Raw genomic sequence first — 20,661 nt, 5'->3', positions numbered from 1 at the left:
ATTAATTTCTCCTTACTTACTGTTTAAAAACTTATTAATTTTATCACACACTTGATTTGATGTAAAGCCATATTTTTCTAGTACTACCTTATCAGGAGCAGAAATACCAAAAGTACTTACGCCAATAACAAAGCCATTACCTGCAACATATTTATATCAACTATCTTTAGAACCCATTTCAATAGCAACTTTTATAATATCATTAGGTAAAATTTTATTTTGATATGTTTTATCTTGTTTATCAAAAATAAAAGTAGAAGGCATTGAAACTACACGAACATTAAGTTTTTGATCGTTTCATAGTTGTTCTTGACTAGCAATAGCCAACGAAACTTCACTACCGGTAGCAATAATAATTAAATCTAAAGCTTTACTACTCTTCTCTTTACTAATAATATAAGCACCTTTTTGAACTGCCTCAATATTACTATTTGCAAGTTGTGGTAAATTTTGTCTAGTAATAATAATAGCACTAGGGTTAGTTTTGCTAGATAATGCCATTAAATATGCACCAATTGTTTCTTTTGTATCAGCGGGGCGAATTACATTAAAATTAGGAATAGTTCTTAACATTGTTAGTTGTTCAACTGGTTCATGGGTAGGACCATCTTCGCCAACTGCGATACTATCATGACTAAAAATAAACAAAGATGGAATTGACATTAAAGCTGCTAATCGTAATGCAGGCTTTAGATAATCACTAAACACAAGAAAAGTAGAACCAAAAGGAATTGTGCCTTGATGTAACGTCATACCGTTAACAATAGCGCCCATTGCAAATTCTCTTACTCCATAATGAATATGTCTTCCTGAATGATCAAGAGGTAAAAAGTCTTTATCTGTTACTAATGCTTTAGTTGAGCCAGCTAAATCAGCACTACCACCAATTAATGTTGGACAATGAGCTGATAAAAGTTTTAAAATATTACCAGAGTCTACTCTTGTTGCTTGTGGATTTACTCCAATAATTGAAGTTCAATCAATTTTATTTAATTGATAATCTTCATTAAAAATTTCATTTTTCAATGCTGATTTAATTTCATTATACAATTTTGGATATAATTTTGCATATTTTTCAACTTTTTGATTTCAAACTAATTCTATTTTAGAACCATGATTAAGTGCTGTTTGTGTGAAGTAAGTACTTACTTCTTTTGGAACAGTAAATTCAGGATATTCTCAGTTTAAATTTTTAGCAACTGTTTTAATATCTTCCATTAAAGGAGAACCATGAACACTGGGTGTTCCTTGTTTACTAGCCCCATAACCAATTATAGTTTTAATTTCAATTAAAGTTGGTTTATCACTAAGTTTTGCTTTTTTAATAGCTTCAGAAATAAGTTTATCATCTTCACCATCTTCAACTTTTAAATAATTTCACTCTAATGCTTGAAGACGCATTTTTAAATTTTCTGAATATACTAATTTAACAGATGAATCTAATTGAATATCATTTGAATCATATAAAATAATTAGTTTATTTAATTTAAAATGTCCAGCAAAACTAAGTGCTTCTTGCGCAATACCTTCTTGTAAATCACCATCACCACAAATTGCATATGTATAATGATCAATAATATTAAGATCTTTTTGATTATATTTAGCACTAAGAAAACTCTCAGTAAGCGCCATTCCAACAGCATTAGCGATACCCTGACCTAATGGTCCAGTAGCCGTCTCTACTCCATAGTCTAAATGATATTCGGGATGACCAGGTGTATTACTATTTAATTGACGGAATTGTTTTATATCATTGATTGTATATTTATAACCAGCATGATGTAATATTGAATATAATAAAGCACTACCATGACCTGCTGATAAAACAAATCGATCACGATTAAATCATTTTGGATTTTTTGGATTAAAAGATAAATGATTTTTGAATAAAGAAAAAGTCATTGGTGAAGCACCTAAAACAATACCAGGATGGCCACTTTTAGCAGCATTAACTGCTTGTACTCCTAACATACGAATTGAATTAATAGTTAATTTATCTAAATTAATTTTATTTTCCATAATTTCTCCTTAAATTTTTAATAGTTATTATTTAATATAATATTAACAATATTCTTAATAAAATAGGTAATTTTTTAAAAATAATTAAAAAAGTATAAATAATAATGACAAAAAATATAATTTTATTTTAACTAATTTGAATCTTTGAACAAATTAAAAAAGAAAAGATCACCCCAAGATAAAAAAATAATATTTCATCTTAAATAAGATAACTCTTTTCTTAATATTTTACATTTGTGATGTTCTTGGTTTATTTAAATTTGTTAATGGTGCGTTTGTTGAGTCATTGTTTACTTGTTGTTTATTAAAAGCTTTTCCAGATGATTTTGAAAATAATGTTGGATTTGTTTTTGGTTTTTTACTACATGATTCTGATATTTTTTTCATTTTTGACTAATTTCTATTTCAATTTTCTTATTTTTATTAATTTTTCCAAAAGTTACTAATTTAATTAAGAAATTTAAAATTTTATTTATTTTTTGTTGTTCTAAAACTTTAATTTCTTCTATTTCAGATTTTTTGATTACTTGCATTAAATTTGATTGTCTTTTTGCTGATTTTTCAAGTTCTTCTTGTTCTTCTAAATATAAACCAATTGCTTTATTATTTCTTTCTTCTCTTTTTAATGATAAAGCTTCTAATGTAATCGCTCTATCAATATCTTCTTGCTCTTGTTCTACATTAAATTGGTCTTGCAATGACAATGCAATTGCTCTATCAATATCTTCTCTTTCTTTCTCAGATACTTCTTCTGATTGTAAGGATAATGGTACTGATTTTTCAAGTTCTTCTTGTTCTTCTAAATATAAACCAATTGCTTTATTATTTCTTTCCTGTCTTTTTAATGATAAAGCCTCTAATGCAATCGCTCTATCAATATCTTCTCTTTCTTTCTCAGATACTTCTTCTGATTGTAATGTTTTATAAGGTTCATCAACAACTACAAAACCAAATTCATCATCTTCATTGGTTGCTTGTAAATCTAAACTACTTTCATAAAGAGATGGTGAAATGGTTGGTTCGGAAATTATTACCTTTTCTTGATGATTATTATTTGTATGTTGAATTTGAGGTTGAATAATCTTACTTCCTTTGGGTCTTACTCCTTGTTTTAGTATTTCCTCTTCAGTAACTAATTTTTTTTCTGTCTCTACTTTAAATGTTTGTGATGAGGGCATTGATGTTTCTTTAAATTCTTTTACTATTATGTCAGATTGTTTTTCTTTTTCTAACGATAATTTTTTTGCCAGTTCCACTTGTGCTTCTTCTTCTGATAATCTCATGGCTTCAGCAATAAGATCTGGATCAATTGCAAGTTGTTCCATTTGTTCAAGTGTAAATGTTCTCATTTGTTCCATTGTAAATACCGGTGTTTGTTTTTTATCAATCGCTTCTCTTTGCTCTTTTGTCAATGAACGGATTTGTTGTGTTGTGAATGCAAATGTTGGCGATAATTTTAATTTTCTAATATAAGTTTCAGCTGCCATTATTTTTTCTTCCTTTCTAAAAATAAAAAACCCATTTATTTTAAAATTAAAATAAGAGGATTAAAAAACTTTATATTCTTTTGTAGAATATTATCATAATAATAATATTTTTCCAATAAATAAATTATTATTTTTTTCATTGGGTTATAAATAAATATTATAACTTAAAAAAGAACTTATTTAATATGCAAATTATTAATATTGAAAGATATTGTAAAGTACATTTAATACACATTATTTATTTAAGTTTTTTAATTTTTGCTAATTTCAAATAAAATGTTTATAATTAAATCAACACTTTTTAATGACTAAAGTGTTATAAAATATATAATTATTAATTTTTTAAATAATTATTTAAAAAATAGAGGTATAAAATTATGAATAAATATTTATTTTTTTTAAGTGTGATACCACCTTTAACTTTTTTAGGAAACAATATTAATAATAAAAATATTGAAAATACTGTACTAATAAATCAATTAGAAGAAAATAATAATTCATTCAATAACCAATTTAACTATTTAAGCAATAGTGAGTGAATTACTAATCAATCAATAACAGATCATAAATTTTATAGTTATGATACATTATCTTTAGCAAAATACACTTTTCCTAAAGGAAGGAATACTTTTTTAGTAGATAACTATGGTAACCTAGTTTATAACCCTAATATAAATATTCCAGATAAAGATAAAGTAAATATTGAAAATACAAAACAAGAAATGAACAGCCACAAAAAAGTAACTATTATTAAAGATAATTATAATCCATATAGTAAAAGTGAATATTCTTATTCATACTTTAGTGGTTATAATAATTGAAAATATATTCAACAAGGTGATATTGAAAAACATATTGATATTTCTAATCAAGCAGGTGCTGATAAAGTTGAACATAGCAATAATCTAAATGAAACACTAGGTTTATATTATATTGCTAAAGCAACACATGATAATAAAATTAGTAAGACAATAGCTAATAACTTAGCAATGTATTTTATTAATCAAACTAGTTTAAAAGGGCAAATTAATAATCAATTAACTAGTAACATTGTTAATTTAATTATTGATAATCAAAATGTTTATAATTTTTTGAATAAATCACCACTAACATTAACTACTAAAAACTATTCATTAAATTGAATTTTTGATAAAAGTAATAATCTAGTTGCTATTTATTATAATAATTGAAAAAACACTAATAATATTATTAATGATAAAATAAATTATTCTTTTTCAGATTGACATAATGGAACATCAATCGCTACTGATAATTCTAATGTTTATAATATTTTTAAGTGAAGCAATTATGCGAGAGACTGAAATACCTTCAGTAATATGTATCCAACTTTTTGTTTTATTAATTCATATTTCAAAGTATCAACTTCAACAGGAATTGAAAGTAGTCCAACACTATCAACTAATACTGCAAAAATTGAACAATATAAAAACCCTGGTAATGCTAATGTTCTTTTTATTGCTTATATTAATACTAAAGATGGTGGAGGATGAGGAACAGAAATTGCTCTTAACTTAGATCTTTGACATGATAATGATAATATTTACTTTCAATGGTATTGTTTTTTAAATTCTTCATTTGGTCGTATGACATATGTTAATATTGCATTAAACAACATAAATTTTGATAACATAATGAACAATTAATAACTTTATTTACAATTTTTAATTAATAAACAAAATTAATAATAAGGACAAAGTTTATTTTGTCCTTATTATGATTATAAAGATATATTTTTTATTATTATAATAATTTAAGTAAATCTATTCGAAAAAATTTATCTAATTTTTCTCATCCAAGATCACGATTTTGTTCAGGAGTCATTATTCAACGACCAAAAGCTTCTGGAAATAAGTCAATATATGATGTTCTTCCATATCAACTTCTAACAATACCATAACTTAAAAGTTTTTGATAAGATTTATTATTAATCTTAGTTCCTTTTGCTAATGATGAAATCATATATTTTCTTGCATCAAAATTATTATTTTATTTATTACGAATTAAAGAATCCAAAATATGACCATATTCATGTACCATAACTTCCATTCCATACTTTATATCTCTAAAAATATCTGTATCAAGTATTATTTTAGTATTACACATATTATTATTACAAGAACCAAAATATGCTTCTCCTGACATATTTATTTTTAGACTGTTCTCACAATTTTTGATCTAATTCAATTTTTTCTAACATTTTAAAAACATTATTTTTTCCATATAATTGAGCTAAAATATTATAAAAACGACATATTGCTGTTTTTAATTCATCAATGTTTGCATTTATATGATAATTACTAATTGTTTTAATAAATGATTCAAAATCAATTTTGCCATCAAATAAAAGATGATGATCATTAAATTGTTTTTTTAAATCTTCAAAATCTTCAAAATTATCATTATTATTTTCCAACTTTTTAAAAGCATTATTTGATTCTTCATTTGCTTTAAATTTAACTTGTTCATTTAAAATATTAATAAAATCATTTACAGCAGGTAAATTTTTAAATTCATTATCATTTAAAATATCATTTTTTCCAAATAAAGTTTCTTGATGATGTTGATAAGAATAAGTAGGAACTTGTTCATCTCTTATATTCAAATCAGGAACAATATAATCTAACGTTACAAAAGATCTATTAGGACTATACTTAAGCTTTACTGTTCCAATATAAATATCTTCATTTATTGAAGTAATTATTGCTTGATTTTGGTTATTAACAATTTTAATTTCCAAACTAGTTACATCTATATTATATTTATTACTAAAAATATCTATAATTTCTTTTTTTACTTTTTCATCATCATTTATAGCAGTTATGTTTTGTCCAATATAAATTTTACCTAAATTTCTTTTTCCTTTAGGAAAAATTATTTCTAAGTTTTTTTTCTTTTCAATTTCAATTTCTTCTTCAATATTTTCTTCCATTTCAGAATTATATAAAATACCAGTAGTTGCACCACTAATTAAAACCGCAGAACTAATTATTCCGGCAATAATTTTTGAATTTTTATTTTTTTTAGACATATAATACTCCTCCATATTTTGATTTCAGAAATAAGTTCTTTATATTCTTGCCTTTGATATCAATAGATATAGACTAGTATTGTTTTTATTTATAATTTGTTTTATTAACAATTAAGATGAAAATTGTTTTAGAAATCTAAAACAATCAGTAAAAATTTTTAAAATTAGTTGATAAGGGCTATTGATAATAATATAAATTTTATTAATAATCAAAAAATTATTGATTAGCACACTCTGGGCATTTCATAATTTTTCTTGCTGTTTTTGAGTTTGAAGCTAAATCATTACCATTAATTTCTTTATTACAACTTGAACAATGTAATACTTTTCTTTTTTTCATATCTCAATCTCCTTTATCTTTTTTTATTAATGCTTAAAATTATAGCATCATTAATAAAAAATGCTTTTTTGATGAAAACAAAAAGGTAGTTATGCCACTCATCAATTAATAATTTTTATAAAATTTGATAATTAATAACTATTATAATATTTTTTTCTTATTATTTATGTTGAAAATAAACTCTAAAAATATTATTAATTATTTATTAAAAATTGATTTAATACTATTTTCAACCAATATTTTAAGTTATTAATAATTATTTTATGACTTATTTACTATTAAATATTCATAAAATAGAGCCAAACGCCATGATAATATGTGGTAAAGCATTAATATAAGTTCATGTTGACTTATAATCTACATCTTTGCCAACAAATAAACCAATAACTATTATAACTGAAAGAAATGATATAAATAGTGCTCATAGTCTTGATCATAATCCAGGTTTAACTGAAAATGGTATTAGAATATAAATAATACCTATTATAACTAATGTAGCTCCATTTTCATTTCAGCCATAGAAACTATAAGTTATAACTCCCGCTGCATACAATAAACTAAAAACAATAATTCATACAGCACCAATTAGCATTAATATTTTAGGTAAAGTTAATAACTTAAGACTTTTCATTTTTTTCCTCCTTAAATATTTTTTACATTAATTGTGATTTTAGTATTTTTTTAATATTATTAATATCATCAATTGTAACATTTTCTTTTGTCCTATTAATTAAAAACCCTTTTTCACGAATATATTTTGGAATAATATGAACATGATAATGAAACACTTCTTGAAATGCTTCGCTACCATTATTAGTTAAAATATTAAATCCTTTAATTTCGGGAATAGTTTTTATTAGCAAATTAGCAATTTTATGAGTTGTGATACTAACATCACTCACTATTTTGGGTGTAGTATCAATAAAAGTTTCAAAATGTTGCTTTGGAATTACTAGAATGTGTCCTTTAGTTACGGGATTGATATCCATGAATGCTGCTGTATTTGTATCTTCAAAAATTAAGTTATTTGTATCTTTAATAATTGTACAAAAAATGCATGCTTTATTTGTCATATATTTCACCTCAACTTACTTTATAAGTATAACTTAAAATATTAAGTATTATTATGGATAAAACTCTTTTACCTTATTTCAAAATCCTTCTTCATATATATTATTTTTTGGAATATATGTTGGAAATAAATTTTGAGCAGCGATTTTAAAGTTTTCAGTTACTGGTGAATCTTTAGTTACAGAATCACTAGCAGATATAGAATATAACATTTGTCAAAATATATTTCACTTTGTTTCTTGGGTAATAGTGCTTTCGTTAGCATCACCCCTTATATACTTAGAGAAATCTGTCTCAAGACTAGCATTACCACTATTGTTTCATGAATGAATTAAATTACTAATTTCTGGAACTCAGCCTTTGTTTTTATTATTTAAAAAACTAAAATCTAAATTTTGTAAAAGGTTTAGGAAATAAATAGGAGCAGAGTAAGTAAATGTAGCAATATTATTATTCGTAGTGTAATGTAATCCACCATTAGTTACTCAACTTGCAGCTTCTTGGGTAGTAGTAGCAGTACTTAAGAAACCATTAGCACCAAAATTAGGATCAATTTCACTAATAGTTGAGGCATTACCGCTTGTTAATTGAGTAAAAAAATCAGAATTTAAAGTTTTTTCTTTTCCTGAATCATCATTTTTAACAATCGACTCTCACTTTGGAGGTTCAGAAGGACTACTATTTCATTTTTGATCAATGCTTTGCGCATTTGCTAAATCAGTAGTAAAGTTTCAATTTACATTATAGTTACTCTTTTGTCAACTAGTAGTATCTTGTAATTGACTTATGTAAAGGTTATTTGTTTGGGTTGAAATTATAGGTTTACCTGCTTCATTATCTTTAATATCAACAATATTGTCTAAAATATAAGACATTGTAAATAAAGTTTGATTTAATTCTGGTAAAATTTGATATTGATAATATTGTTGATAACGAAAACGTAATCATCATTGGAAACGTTTTAAATATTTTGAATAAGTTGGAATATCAGTACCAGAAAGACCTTTTTGTGTTTTATTAATACCAGCACTACTATTTCATTTTTTAGCATCATTTGGTAATAATTTACCAATTTCATTACTATAATTGTCATCTGGATGTTTAGCAATGGCAGCTAATTGTTCATCAAAAGCAGCATCTTTATCACCATAATCTTTATATAAACTATCAGGAGTAAATATTTGATCAGGATCATTAACTTTATCAGTATCTTTATTTTTTTCTTTATAAAATTCTACATTTTGATAATTAAATTTACTTGTACCATCCTGATGTCAACTTTGATTTTGAAATAATAACTCATTATTATCTGCTGCTGATACTTTATCTAGTGAATTAGCTGTATTAATACCACTTAAGTACTTTTGAGTTAATAAATTTAATCCTAAATCATCTTTAAGTTTTATAAAAGCTTTATTGGCTTCTCCCATTGTAGTAGTACCATCTGCATTTTTTGTGTCTTCACTATAATGAAGTTTCTTATGAAAAAATTCATAAAATTTTTGCTGAGCAATTGTTCCTTCAACATCTTTTAAAATAAAATCAAGACCTTGTGAATAAGTATTCTTAAACTGAGCAGAAATCGTTTCATTAAAGTTTACTCCTAAAAAATTAAATAATACACGATTTTTATAATCATCAGGAATTTTACCACTAGGTAAATTACTCATATCACGTTCATTATCACAAGCAACTAATAATAATACAGGGCCAGATAAAAGAGTAACTGAAGTTAATAATGGTAAAATCTTTTTTATCTTTTTCATTTTTTATACCTCCCGTCTAAGAACTAATGATACTTGGATCATATCATCATAATGTTCGTTTCCCAACAACATCTAGATAATTAGCAATATTAGTATCCATACGAGCAACTGGTGCATCTTGTGTAAAGCCATCTCATGTATTATTAGTTTTTATAATATTATCCTTAAATGTTGCATTAATATTAATACCTTGTCTATTGTTTCAACGATTTTCTTTAGTTTTATCAAATCAACTTTTCATTTTTTCAACAAAGTCATTAATTTTCTTATCAGTTGGATCAAGAGGACTTGAACCAAATATATCCTGTAAATTTCAATGAATTAAACTTGAGTTATTATTAAAGTATAAATTATAATCTCATCAAGTTGCATCACCAAGGCTACCAGTACCTCCAGTACCTCCAGTAAAGGCTGTTAATGCATCATTTAAATTAAAAGTAGGAGTTGTATTTGGAGTATATTTTTGTAGTAAAAAACCAGTTTGTAAATAATCAAGATAAGGAGAATCAGATAATCCACCTGGACGCTCAGATAACGGTGCTAAGTCTTTTCACTGATAAGTATCTTTTCTATGATTTTTAAATGTTTTAATTATATTATAAGTTGATTCATCGCTTTTAGGTTTGTCTTGCTGTTGATATGTGATACCTGGCGTTTGAATAAAATGAATACCACCAGTATCAATAAAAATGCCAACTCCAGGTCCATTATTAACTGCAGCATCAGGAAGTTGTGGTCCTTTTATATCTTTCATATAAACTAAATCATTATATTGACTAGTACCATCTTTACCTTTATCTTTAATACTATCGCGGTCTATATAAGGAATTAAGTCATCTAAACCCTTTTCCTTGTCAGTTGGTGAAGTAAATTGTGTTAATTTATATGGTTGAATACCATCAACATTTTTACCAACACCTTCAGCACTAGTTACATAACGATATAAGTAATAATAAAAAGGACTATTCTCTTGTGAAGATTTAGTAATATCCATTAATCCTAAATCACCAGTTTTACTAACATCAGTAGTAGCGGCCCCTTTTTCTTCGGTGAATGTTTGATCGAAACCATTGGTTCTAATATTGTTTAAAATTTCATTAATTTTAGTTTTATTTTGAGAAAACTGAGAGGCACTAATCTTTTCTTGTAAAGGTTTAGCAGTAGAATCAAAAGGAATAACAATTTGACGAGTTCAAATTAATTCTTGATTTCTTAACATTACTTTAGCTATTTTAGATTGATTATCACTTAATAAGCCATCAATAGTATTGTATGAATCTGTTTCATAATTACTATCATTCTTATCATCACTAGTTTTTACGACAGGAAGACTAATATTAACACCAGTTCATGTTTTAGCAATTTTGACATTATCGTTTAATTTTGTAATAACATCTGATTCTGAATTATTAGCATTAGCAACAATTCAAACTTTGCTAGAATATTTACCAGGAGCGATACTACCTGCTTTACCATTAATGTATTCTTGTACACTATCATAAGTACCATTTGGATTGTTTTCACTCTTTACTTGTTCTCATAAATCCTTTAATCAAATATTAATTTCATTTTGATTGTAGTATTTATAATCCTTATAATTACTAGTAACATAACTACGTTGAATAATACCTAAAGCACTCTTTTTTAAAATATTATCAATGTAAGTATTAACATCATCATCGCCCAATACTTTCTTTCATTGTTTTTCTCATGAACGACCATATTTTGCTTGTAATGATTTTATTTTATTTTCCATTTCAGATTGAGCTGCTGTCAAAGCAGCAAGATAATCATCTTTATATTCTGGAGTATTTTTTAAAATTGAAAGATTAATATATTGATTAATATCAGTATATAATGTTTTACCTCATCCACTATTGGGATTATTTAATAAGTAATTAAAAAAGGTGTCAGTCGTAGTACTTGTATCTATAAAAGCACTATTTCAGTCGAAAACATTAGTTGTGCCTCTTTCATTTGAATTATTACAAGCTATAATAGACATAGTTGATGTTGATGATAACGTGAAAGCTGCAACTAAGGCAAGAATATTGCGCACTTTATTCACTCCTTTTAATTAAATCTATAGCAAAAAAAGATTTTTTAATTTATTTTACTAAGATATCTTAACATAAAATTTATATTTAAGGGATAGTTTTTTCTAATTAATTTTAAAATGAAATAACTAATTACCAATTATTTATTTTAAAAAATTTAAAATATTATTTTTTTTAAATATTATTACTTTATAGTGCACAAATAATATTTTATTCATTTTTTAATTTTAAGAAAATTAGCACAAAATTAAGTGTATAATCATTAGTATAAGTATATTATATTTGGTGTAATGATATAGGAGTAAATATGAATAAAAAAATAAACATTAATGATAATACCTTTAAAACTGATTTTCCCTTTTTTAAAAATAATCCTGATTTAGTTTATTTAGATACAGCCGCTTCTTCACTAAAACCACAAATAGTTATTGATGCTGTTAGCGATTATTATGAAAAATATTGTATTAATCCACATAGTCAAGATTATCAACTTGCTGTTAAGGGAAATGATATATTTGAAGATACTAGAAAAACAATTAGTAAATTTATTAATAGTAACGAAAACGAAATAGTTTTTTGTCCTTCAGCAACTTTTGCTTATAATCAAATTGCTTTTGGCTTAGAAAAATATTTACAAGAAAATGATGAAATTTTATTAACCACTTTAGAACATAGCTCATTACTCTTACCATTTTATCATTTGATACAAACTAAAAAAATTAAAATAAAATTTATTGAAACAAATAAACAAGGAGTCATTACTGTTGAAAGTTTAAAAAAAGTTTTAACACCTAAAACCAGAATAGTTGCTTTTGCAAATATTAATAATTCTTTAGCAATAGAAAATGATACTGAAACATTAACTAATTTTATTAAAGAATATGGTAAAAAAAATGTTAAAAGTGATAATTGAATTTTTAAAAATATTTTAGTAATAATAGATGGTGCACAATCAATAGGACATATAAAAACTGATGTTAAAAATTGAAATATTGATTTTTTTGGATTTTCTGGTCATAAAGTTTTTGGTCCAACTGGAATCGGTGTCTTTTGAGGAAAAAACGAATGATTAAATATGCTAGATCCACTAATATTGGGTGGAGGCATGAATGGTGATATTTATGAAAATGGTAAATTTAACTTATTAGATAGTCCTTATCGTTTTGAAGGTGGAACACAAAATATTGCAGGTGTATTTGGACTGGGTGCAGCTATTAAGTATTTATTAAACATTGGTATTGAAAATATTAGAAATCATGAAATTTTACTAAAAAAATACGCAATTGAACAATTAACAGCGCATTTAGGAAATAATATTGAAATTTATAATATTGATGGCAATAGTAGTAACATAATATTTAATATTAAAAAAGTATTTGCACAAGATGTTGCTAATTTTTTAGGAACACAAAATATATGCGTACGCAGTGGAACTTATTGTGCTAAATTATTACCTAATATAATTAACGCTGAAGTAACAATTCGTCTTAGTTTTTACATATATAATTGTAAAAAAGATATTGACTTATTAGTAATAGCTTTAAAAAAAGGAATTAATGAAGGAGGAGATTTTTTAAATGAATTCTTTTAATAACAATCAAGACTATTATCGCAAACTAATTGTTGAACACTATAGTAATCCAAAAAATAAAGGTTTTAAAAATTTACCAAATAGTTTGACATATCATCAAAACAATGAATCATGTGTTGATAATTTTCATGTTGAAATTTCTATTAAAAATAAAGTTATTAATAGCGCACGCTTTACTGGAATTGGGTGTGCTATTTCAACTGCAGCAACCGATCTTTTTTGTATTTTAATTGAAGGTAAAACAATATCACAAATAAAAGAAATTATTATTAATTATCAAGCAATGTTATCAGAAAAGCAATTTAATGATAAAATAATTGAAAATATGATTGCTTTTAAAAATGTACCAAGACAGCGTAATCGAATTAAATGTGCCCTTATTGGTATTAATGGTATTAATAAAATAATTGAGAAAGAATGTGAAAAAAATGGAAATGGAAATTAAGGATAAAATTAGTTTAAGAACCATTTATTTAAAAAAATTAAAAAATGTTTCTAAAAATAATTATCAAAAGTGAAATAAAATTATTTTCAATAAATTTAATGAATCACATTATTTTAAACAAAATAATGTATTTGCTCTTTATAATTCCTTACCATATGAAGTAGAAACTAAAGAAATTATTGAATTATTATGAAAAAATCTAAAACAAGTTTGTTTACCAAGAATGAATGGTGAACATTTGGAATTTTACTTTATTAATAGTTGAAACGATATCGTATTTGATAATGATTTTAAAATTGGACAACCAAGTTTAAATTGCCAAAAAGTTATAGGAAGTCAAATTGATTGTATGTTAGTACCATTGATTGCCTTTGATAAAGATTATTACCGTATTGGTTATGGTAAAGGTTTTTACGACCGTTATTTATCTAAAAATAAATTTAACTTTAGTAAAATAGGACTTGGTTTTGCTATTCAAAAAATTCCTTATATAATTAATCACGATAATTGAGATATACCATTAGATTATATTTTTACTAATTAATATTTTAATCTAAAATTAAATACACTAATCAATAAATAAAAGATAGTTTAATTAATCAAATTATCTTTTTTTATTTTTATTGTATATTCATTTTTTCAATTATAGACTTAAATTAAGATTTACTTATAATAATTATTTTAAAAAGACTAAAACTACTCATTAGTTTAGTTTATACACACTTGAATTTTATAAAAACTGAATTAATTAAAATTATTTTATATTTTTTATCAAAATGAATTCAAAATTTAAAAAACAACAAATAATATTTTTAGTAAATCTTAATACTAAAAAATAAATATTTCTAAAAAAATAATGAAAAAATACATAGGAGGCAAATAAACATGCGTTTATATAACTTAACGTGTGCTACACTTTTAAGCTCATTATCTTTATTAACTATTAATTCAAAGCATTGTTATTTAAATAAAGAAGAACGAGCTATAGAACAAGTTGATAATTTATACGTTATTGGTGATAGTTTATCAGATAATGGTGCACTTGTTGGAGCTGGAACACAATTTTTTAAAGGTAATAAAATCCTTCCAAAAATTCAAGAAATTAAAATGGAGGAACCTTATCATAATAATCAGTTTTGTAATGGTCCAAATGCAGTTAGTATTGTAGCAAATTATTTTCATAAACCTTTAACACCAGCATGGAAATTTCAAAAAATACCATTTGTTGGCAAAACTTATCAACAAATTGGCGAAAATTATGCTGTTGGTGCTGCTAGATTAGGATATAGTATTTATCCAGGTGGATTTTTTGTTAGTAAATTTTCAGCACAAGCACAAGTTACTTCTCTACTTTCACAACATAAAAATATTAATGATCATGATTGAGTACTATATGTAATGGGCGCTAATGATCTTTTAGCAGTAATGCAAGATACAACTTCTCCTTTCTTAACATGAAAACTTTATTTAGATTCTGCAATCCTTAATGAAAAAATATCACTAATGCGACTACTTAAACATCATGTAGCGAATATTGTTGTTACTGATGTTCCAGATATTAGTGAAACTCCTGCTTATAATAATGATCCTATCCTAGAAACAAAAGCAGCAGCAGCTTTTAAATATTTTCATTCACAATGAAAAGCAATGATAAAAACTTTAAAAGAAGATTACCCAAAACAAATTAATGATTTTGAACTTTCATCAGTTGTTAAACAAACATTAAATGATTTAGGGGAATGAATATTAAAGAAGGAGCTAGTGATATTAGTTTTTATGAATCATTTTTAAAAGATGGGATTTTACAACCTAAATTAAATCCGGGTGTAACTTTAGATACAGTTAATAACTACTTTTTTGTCGATACTGTTCATCCAACTGAAATACCATCAAAAGTAATTGGTATGCAGTTAGCTCATTTTATTACTAATAAAATTAAACAAAATTTAAATGATTAACAAAAAAATAAAAAATAACAAATAGGAGGTACAAATTATATGTATAAAAGCAATGGAAATTATGAAGCATTTGCACAAACTAAACCAGCACAAGAAATAGAAGATAAAAAAGCATTTTTAGTAGGAGCAGGATTAGCTTCTTTAGCCGCTGCTACATTTTTAATCAGAGATGCAAAAATGAATCCAGAAAATATCCATATTTTTGAAGAATTAAGTATTGCTGGTGGTAGTTTAGATGGGATTTTAAATCCAGATAAGGGTTTCATTATTCGTGGTGGACGAGAAATGGAAAACCATTTTGAATGTCTATGAGATTTATTTCGTTCTATTCCATCTTTAGAAATTGAAGGGGCTTCAGTTTTAGATGAATTTTACTGATTAAATAAAGAAGATCCAAATTATTCTAAGTGTCGACTTATTCATCAACAAGGGAAAAGAACAGAAGATGATGGTAAGTTTACTTTAAATGAAGAGGCTTGTAAAAAAATAATTGAATTATTTTTAACAAAAGAAGTAAATCTAAGTAATAAAACAATCGAAGAAGTATTTCCAGAAGATTTTTTTAAATCAAATTTTTGATGATATTGATCATCAATGTTTGCTTTTGAAAAATGACATAGTGCTATGGAAATGAGAAGATATATTATTAGATTCATTCATCATCTTGGTGGATTACCAGATTTATCAGCACTTAAATTTACCAAATACAATCAATACGAATCACTTGTTTTACCATTAATTTCTCACTTAGAAGAACAAGGCGTTGTTTTTCACTATGAAACAACAGTAAAAAATATTATAATTTCAGAAAATGAACATAATGAAAAAATTGCAAAAAAAATCATTTTTCAAAAAAAGAATAAAGAACAACAAATAATATTAAAAGAAAATGATTTCGTTTTTGTAACTAATGGCAGTATTACTGAAAGTACAACATACGGCGATCATAATACTCCAGCACCAATTAGTGAACAACTCCAATTAGGTGGAAGTTGAGAATTATGAGAAAATTTGGCAAAGCAAAGTGAAGATTTTGGAAAACCAGAAAAATTTTATGCAAATTTACCAAAAGAAAGTTGATTTATCTCAGCAACATTAACAACTCTAGATAAAAAAATGGCACCTTATATTGAAAAAATTAGTAAAAGAGATCCATATGCTAAAAAAGTTGTAACTGGTGGAATTGTTACAGCTATCGATTCCAGTTGAATTTTAAGTTATACCTTAAATCGTCAACCACACTTTAAAAGCCAATCAGATGATCAATTAGTTGTTTGAATCTATGGATTACTTTCAAATAAGGAAGGAGATTATATTAAAAAAAGTATTACTGAATGTTCTGGCATGGAAATAGCTCAAGTATATAGGGGCTTTGCCCCTAGTTGCTTCGCAACTCACCCCAGTGGCGTAAACGCCACGGCCAACCAACCAAGGTTCTGGTTGGCACCGACCAATAATATAAATTTATTCTATTTTAACATTTTTCTTATTTTTCTTAGAATGTTTATTTCTATAATAACAAGTACGGCATACAGTATTTTCAATTTCTTTCTTTTGAGTTTGTAATATATTATCCAACTTGTCTAATCCTACTGCTCTAATATCATCAACAGTAAAATCTAATGCTTGTGACTGTTCATAGTCTTTAATAGTACTTAATTCACTCTTTAAAGAATGAATATAATTTAAAGCACGACTATTATATCTTTGTAAATAAGACCTAGGAAATCATAAACTAAAAGTCATAGTTTCACCACTATAACTAGGTGGTAATCCACCACGTTTAATTATTCGCTTTGTTTGTCTTTTAGACAATACAACTTTATTATAATCATCAACATTAGTATAAATATTTAGTTTAAACTTAACTAAAAATAACAAAATACGCATTCTTTTAACTTGAACAATATATTCTACTTTTTCACGTGCTTGTTTTGGTATTCTATCGGGGTGTTGTTCAATCATATACATAATTCCATTAAAATTATGACCTATCAATTTACAAAACATTCCTAAACTTTCTTGTGTTTCTTTAAATTCGGGTGATAAATCATTACTATTAATTTTTAAACCTAATTCATCAAAAACAAGCATATCATTCTCTTTAAAAGCATAATTACTATTTAATTGATTAAATTTAAAAACATCATCATAAGAACAACGATAACTATACTCATTACGCACTTTAATAGGAATAGGACTTACTACCCTACCCTTATGTTTTTGTGCTAAACAACAAGCAAGAGCAGATTTACCAGTACGTGGTGGTGCTGAAATAATATAACTACCTACACGTTGTAATATCTTTATATTTTTTCTAGTTATTAAAAATGGATAAAATATTATTAATAATATAACTCCTAAAAGTAAATAACCATATCAAGGCATTATTTCAACTCCTAACCAACTAAAAATCCTACTGCTTTTAAAAATACTCATAAAGTTAAAACTTGTTCTAAACCACTAGTAAAATCAACATTTAAAACAGAACTAATAGTATCATCAAAAATACGTCTCAATAACCCATCAAGTTTAGTAAAAAATTCTCTTAATGGTTCCACCGGTAAAACTTTACCAACAACTCCATAAAGTACTCATCTAAAAGCATTACGTAAATGACCAAAAACATCATATCAACTAACTCGCTCATACTCAGGGTTAAAAGGACTATTTGGTGGTACTGGCGTAACTTTCTCGCTTGAAAAAATATTAATTTGACCAAAATTTAATTGTGGTGAAAAAGTTGGTCTAGTTGATTCACCATGAACATCAAAAAATACTGTTAAATGTCTTAAATTTGGAACACGAATAGGCATAGTAACAAAATTATATAAATCTTGCTGATAAATATCATTATCAACTTTACCTTTAAAAACATATTTTGTATCACCAACATTATCTAAAAAACTAAAAACAAAATTAGCAGTAAAAGTTTTAAAATATTCATATTCAAAATAAAACATAAAACCTTGAATATAAAAACTTAAAGGTTTATCAATTTCAAAATTTAACTGTGTTTGAAAATTTATAATTGTTTTACCAGTATTAACAAAATTTAAATAATTAGTATTATTCTTTGCAACATAATTATGATTAAACATAATACGTGAAAATTCATCCAATTGTTTTCTATTAAAAGTATAAACACCAGTTCCCATATCTATCATTTGTGATGGAACACCAACTGTATCACTATAATAATAACATGTATATAAACCTTCATTATTTCCTATAAATTCACCACTTACTAATTTTAAATCCGGTTGGTCAACATCAAAATAAGCAGAATTTCATGGAATTGTTGCTCAATCATCAAAATCATGATATTTAACATGTTTAACCATTTCTTTTGTAATATCATAATTAACAACATTAGGGTCATTTAAAGCAATTAAACTAGTCGGTGCTTGAACAGAAGTATTTACAACAAAAAATAATTTAGCAAACTTAAATCACATAATTATTTACCAAATAAACATTTTAAAATTCACCATGAACCATAAAACAAAACAAATCCAATAAAAAACTGAGTTCCATAAACTACTAAATTTCATAAAATAGTAGTAAAATCATCAACTGGATTACCTATAAACATAGTTCAATAATCAACGATACATTGATGTATTTTATTGTAAATTTCTAAAACACTCATACTTAACACCTACCCAAACAATGACCTAAAAACAAATTTAATAACACGATAAATAAAATTAAAAAATACACCCAATACCAACCAAAAAGTTAAATTAAACAAAATATAAACTTCATTAGTAATATTTGGTTGATTTAAAAATATTTGAATATCTTTACTAGAAAATATAAAAATAAAATGCAATATACTAAAAACAAAATTAGACATAATTAATTACCTACATTTATTCCACTAACATCTTGTGTTTGTTTATGACCCTTAGCAATCGCTTTACCAACTGAAACAGAAGCCTTACCAATTTTTTTAACACCATAACCCAAACCTAATGTTGGTAACATTAATTCGGGTAAAATAACCCTAAATGCAAATCTAAGCAAAATCAAAAATATCATCAACGTACCCAAATTAAAACCTAAATCACCAAGTGGAAAACTAAAAAACTTCATAAAAATTGAAGCAAATAATTGCATAACAGTTGTAATAAAAGGTATAAACATAATTTCACATCCTAATGTCTTGTAAATCTAAATAATCCTAAAATTAAATAAAATACAAAACTAACATTTATTAAAGCAAGAATAGGCAAAGGTAAAGTGTATAAACTATCATAAAAAAACGACTTAATAAAAAGTGTCACAGTATGTAATCCAGCAAAAGAACTTAAATACTGCATATAAATAGTTTGTACCAAAGTATTAACAACTGGTAAAAGTCTACCCAATAATGGTAAAACAAAAACCAAACTAAAAAATAACTTTACCATTTGCTTACTCCTTTCTAATTACTAATGAGTTCAATGGATAATATGACCAACAAACTGCTTAATAAATACAAGAACCATAAATACGATTGAAATTAAAACTGGTCAATTTGTAAGTGTTCCACCATCGCCAGTTGTAAATACTCAACCAAAAATATAAGTAAAAGCATTTAATAATTGTTGTCCAACACCACCTATCATGGTTAATAATGCTGATAGTCCAGCGGGCATATTAATCACCCCCTTTCTCTAATTCTTTTTGTTGTTTTTCCATTTCTAATTTACGTTTCTTCTTTTCAAAATCTTTACGACAAAAAGTACAATCAGGGTCATTTTCTTTTTCCTTTACATGTTTTTTATGTTTGAATTTCTGTATACCCTCATGTATTCAATTACGACAAAATCAAAGTATAAGGCAAAACCCACCAATATATAAAGCATATTTTATAATCTCCTTAAAATCCAT

General features: G+C 25.4%; 24 protein-coding genes. 7 read left to right on the top strand and 17 right to left on the bottom strand.

Annotated elements, in window-relative coordinates:
* Nucleotides 1-12 precede the first annotated feature (12 nt).
* A complete protein-coding gene (tkt, locus tag AACK96_RS01985; protein ID WP_338974731.1) occupies nt 13-2,019 on the bottom strand; it encodes a transketolase in 2,007 nt (668 codons plus the stop codon).
* Between the two features lie 290 nt (nt 2,020-2,309).
* On the bottom strand, nt 2,310-3,506 hold the full coding sequence (locus AACK96_RS01980; protein WP_338974729.1) for a hypothetical protein: 1,197 nt from the start codon (nt 3,504-3,506) through the stop codon (nt 2,310-2,312).
* 377 nt (nt 3,507-3,883) lie between these two features.
* On the opposite strand from AACK96_RS01980, the gene AACK96_RS01975 reads away from it, so the two are divergent.
* Nucleotides 3,884-5,170, top strand: a complete 1,287-nt coding sequence (locus AACK96_RS01975) for a hypothetical protein (RefSeq protein ID WP_338974727.1) — start codon at nt 3,884-3,886, stop codon at nt 5,168-5,170.
* Nucleotides 5,171-5,267: 97 nt separating this feature from the next.
* Here AACK96_RS01975 and AACK96_RS01970 read toward each other — a convergent pair whose 3' ends face one another.
* From AACK96_RS01970 to AACK96_RS01935, 8 genes are all read right to left on the bottom strand, one after another.
* A complete protein-coding gene (locus AACK96_RS01970; RefSeq protein WP_338974725.1) occupies nt 5,268-5,486 on the bottom strand; it encodes a hypothetical protein in 219 nt (72 codons plus the stop codon).
* A gap of 27 nt (nt 5,487-5,513) precedes the next feature.
* Complete coding sequence (locus AACK96_RS01965; protein ID WP_338974723.1) at nt 5,514-5,669, bottom strand: hypothetical protein; 156 nt, start codon at nt 5,667-5,669, stop codon at nt 5,514-5,516.
* On the bottom strand, nt 5,638-6,555 hold the full coding sequence (locus tag AACK96_RS01960; RefSeq protein WP_338974721.1) for a hypothetical protein: 918 nt from the start codon (nt 6,553-6,555) through the stop codon (nt 5,638-5,640). The genes AACK96_RS01965 and AACK96_RS01960 overlap by 32 nt, the downstream gene beginning before the upstream one ends.
* 217 nt (nt 6,556-6,772) lie before the next feature.
* Complete coding sequence (locus AACK96_RS01955) at nt 6,773-6,895, bottom strand: hypothetical protein (protein ID WP_256468302.1); 123 nt, start codon at nt 6,893-6,895, stop codon at nt 6,773-6,775.
* A gap of 268 nt (nt 6,896-7,163) precedes the next feature.
* Entirely contained in the window at nt 7,164-7,526 is a 363-nt protein-coding gene (locus tag AACK96_RS01950; RefSeq protein ID WP_252318892.1) for a hypothetical protein, read from the bottom strand.
* A 22-nt stretch (nt 7,527-7,548) separates the two neighbouring features.
* Nucleotides 7,549-7,968, bottom strand: a complete 420-nt coding sequence (locus AACK96_RS01945) for an HIT family protein (protein WP_281748311.1) — start codon at nt 7,966-7,968, stop codon at nt 7,549-7,551.
* Nucleotides 7,969-8,019: 51 nt separating this feature from the next.
* Entirely contained in the window at nt 8,020-9,732 is a 1,713-nt protein-coding gene (locus tag AACK96_RS01940; protein ID WP_338974717.1) for a hypothetical protein, read from the bottom strand.
* A 16-nt stretch (nt 9,733-9,748) separates the two neighbouring features.
* A complete protein-coding gene (locus tag AACK96_RS01935) occupies nt 9,749-11,791 on the bottom strand; it encodes a hypothetical protein (protein WP_338974715.1) in 2,043 nt (680 codons plus the stop codon).
* 305 nt (nt 11,792-12,096) lie between these two features.
* On the opposite strand from AACK96_RS01935, the gene AACK96_RS01930 reads away from it, so the two are divergent.
* The 6 genes from AACK96_RS01930 (at nt 12,097) to AACK96_RS01905 (ending at nt 17,349) form a co-directional block, all read left to right on the top strand.
* The gene (locus AACK96_RS01930) at nt 12,097-13,380 is read left to right on the top strand and encodes an aminotransferase class V-fold PLP-dependent enzyme (RefSeq protein ID WP_338974713.1); all 1,284 of its coding nucleotides are present in this window, start codon (nt 12,097-12,099) and stop codon (nt 13,378-13,380) included.
* A complete protein-coding gene (gene sufU, locus AACK96_RS01925) occupies nt 13,367-13,825 on the top strand; it encodes a Fe-S cluster assembly sulfur transfer protein SufU (protein ID WP_174481014.1) in 459 nt (152 codons plus the stop codon). The genes AACK96_RS01930 and sufU overlap by 14 nt, the downstream gene beginning before the upstream one ends.
* On the top strand, nt 13,815-14,369 hold the full coding sequence (locus tag AACK96_RS01920) for a 5-formyltetrahydrofolate cyclo-ligase (protein ID WP_256468307.1): 555 nt from the start codon (nt 13,815-13,817) through the stop codon (nt 14,367-14,369). Before sufU ends, AACK96_RS01920 begins: the two co-directional genes overlap by 11 nt.
* Nucleotides 14,370-14,710: 341 nt before the next feature.
* A complete protein-coding gene (locus tag AACK96_RS01915) occupies nt 14,711-15,616 on the top strand; it encodes an SGNH/GDSL hydrolase family protein (RefSeq protein WP_338974711.1) in 906 nt (301 codons plus the stop codon).
* Nucleotides 15,565-15,783: a hypothetical protein gene (locus AACK96_RS01910; RefSeq protein WP_338974709.1), complete on the top strand. Its 219-nt coding sequence runs from the start codon at nt 15,565-15,567 to the stop codon at nt 15,781-15,783. Before AACK96_RS01915 ends, AACK96_RS01910 begins: the two co-directional genes overlap by 52 nt.
* Nucleotides 15,784-15,822: 39 nt before the next feature.
* Entirely contained in the window at nt 15,823-17,349 is a 1,527-nt protein-coding gene (locus AACK96_RS01905) for an oleate hydratase (RefSeq protein WP_338974708.1), read from the top strand.
* Here the strand turns inward: AACK96_RS01905 and AACK96_RS01900 are convergent.
* The 7 genes from AACK96_RS01900 to AACK96_RS01870 all read right to left on the bottom strand — a co-directional run bounded on the left by AACK96_RS01900 (nt 17,248) and on the right by AACK96_RS01870 (nt 20,661).
* Nucleotides 17,248-18,171, bottom strand: coding sequence for a hypothetical protein (locus AACK96_RS01900; protein WP_338974706.1), 924 nt, complete (start codon nt 18,169-18,171; stop codon nt 17,248-17,250). The two genes, AACK96_RS01905 and AACK96_RS01900, sit on opposite strands and share 102 nt — an antisense overlap.
* A gap of 11 nt (nt 18,172-18,182) precedes the next feature.
* Entirely contained in the window at nt 18,183-19,241 is a 1,059-nt protein-coding gene (locus AACK96_RS01895; protein ID WP_338974705.1) for a hypothetical protein, read from the bottom strand.
* Nucleotides 19,242-19,243: 2 nt separating this feature from the next.
* Nucleotides 19,244-19,435, bottom strand: a complete 192-nt coding sequence (locus AACK96_RS01890) for a hypothetical protein (protein ID WP_174479934.1) — start codon at nt 19,433-19,435, stop codon at nt 19,244-19,246.
* A 209-nt stretch (nt 19,436-19,644) separates the two neighbouring features.
* A complete protein-coding gene (locus AACK96_RS01885; RefSeq protein ID WP_338974704.1) occupies nt 19,645-19,932 on the bottom strand; it encodes a hypothetical protein in 288 nt (95 codons plus the stop codon).
* An 11-nt stretch (nt 19,933-19,943) separates the two neighbouring features.
* Nucleotides 19,944-20,198, bottom strand: coding sequence for a hypothetical protein (locus AACK96_RS01880; RefSeq protein ID WP_174480864.1), 255 nt, complete (start codon nt 20,196-20,198; stop codon nt 19,944-19,946).
* 21 nt (nt 20,199-20,219) lie between these two features.
* Nucleotides 20,220-20,426: a hypothetical protein gene (locus tag AACK96_RS01875; RefSeq protein WP_338974703.1), complete on the bottom strand. Its 207-nt coding sequence runs from the start codon at nt 20,424-20,426 to the stop codon at nt 20,220-20,222.
* A gap of 1 nt (nt 20,427) precedes the next feature.
* The gene (locus tag AACK96_RS01870; RefSeq protein ID WP_174479931.1) at nt 20,428-20,661 is read right to left on the bottom strand and encodes a hypothetical protein; all 234 of its coding nucleotides are present in this window, start codon (nt 20,659-20,661) and stop codon (nt 20,428-20,430) included.

The organism is Spiroplasma endosymbiont of Tricholauxania praeusta, assembly GCF_964019535.1.
GTDB lineage: Bacteria > Bacillota_I > Bacilli_A > Mycoplasmatales > VBWQ01 > Spiroplasma_E > Spiroplasma_E ixodetis_A.
The sequence above is the reverse complement of the archived record's forward strand: the minus strand, read 5'-3'. Positions and strand labels throughout refer to the sequence as shown.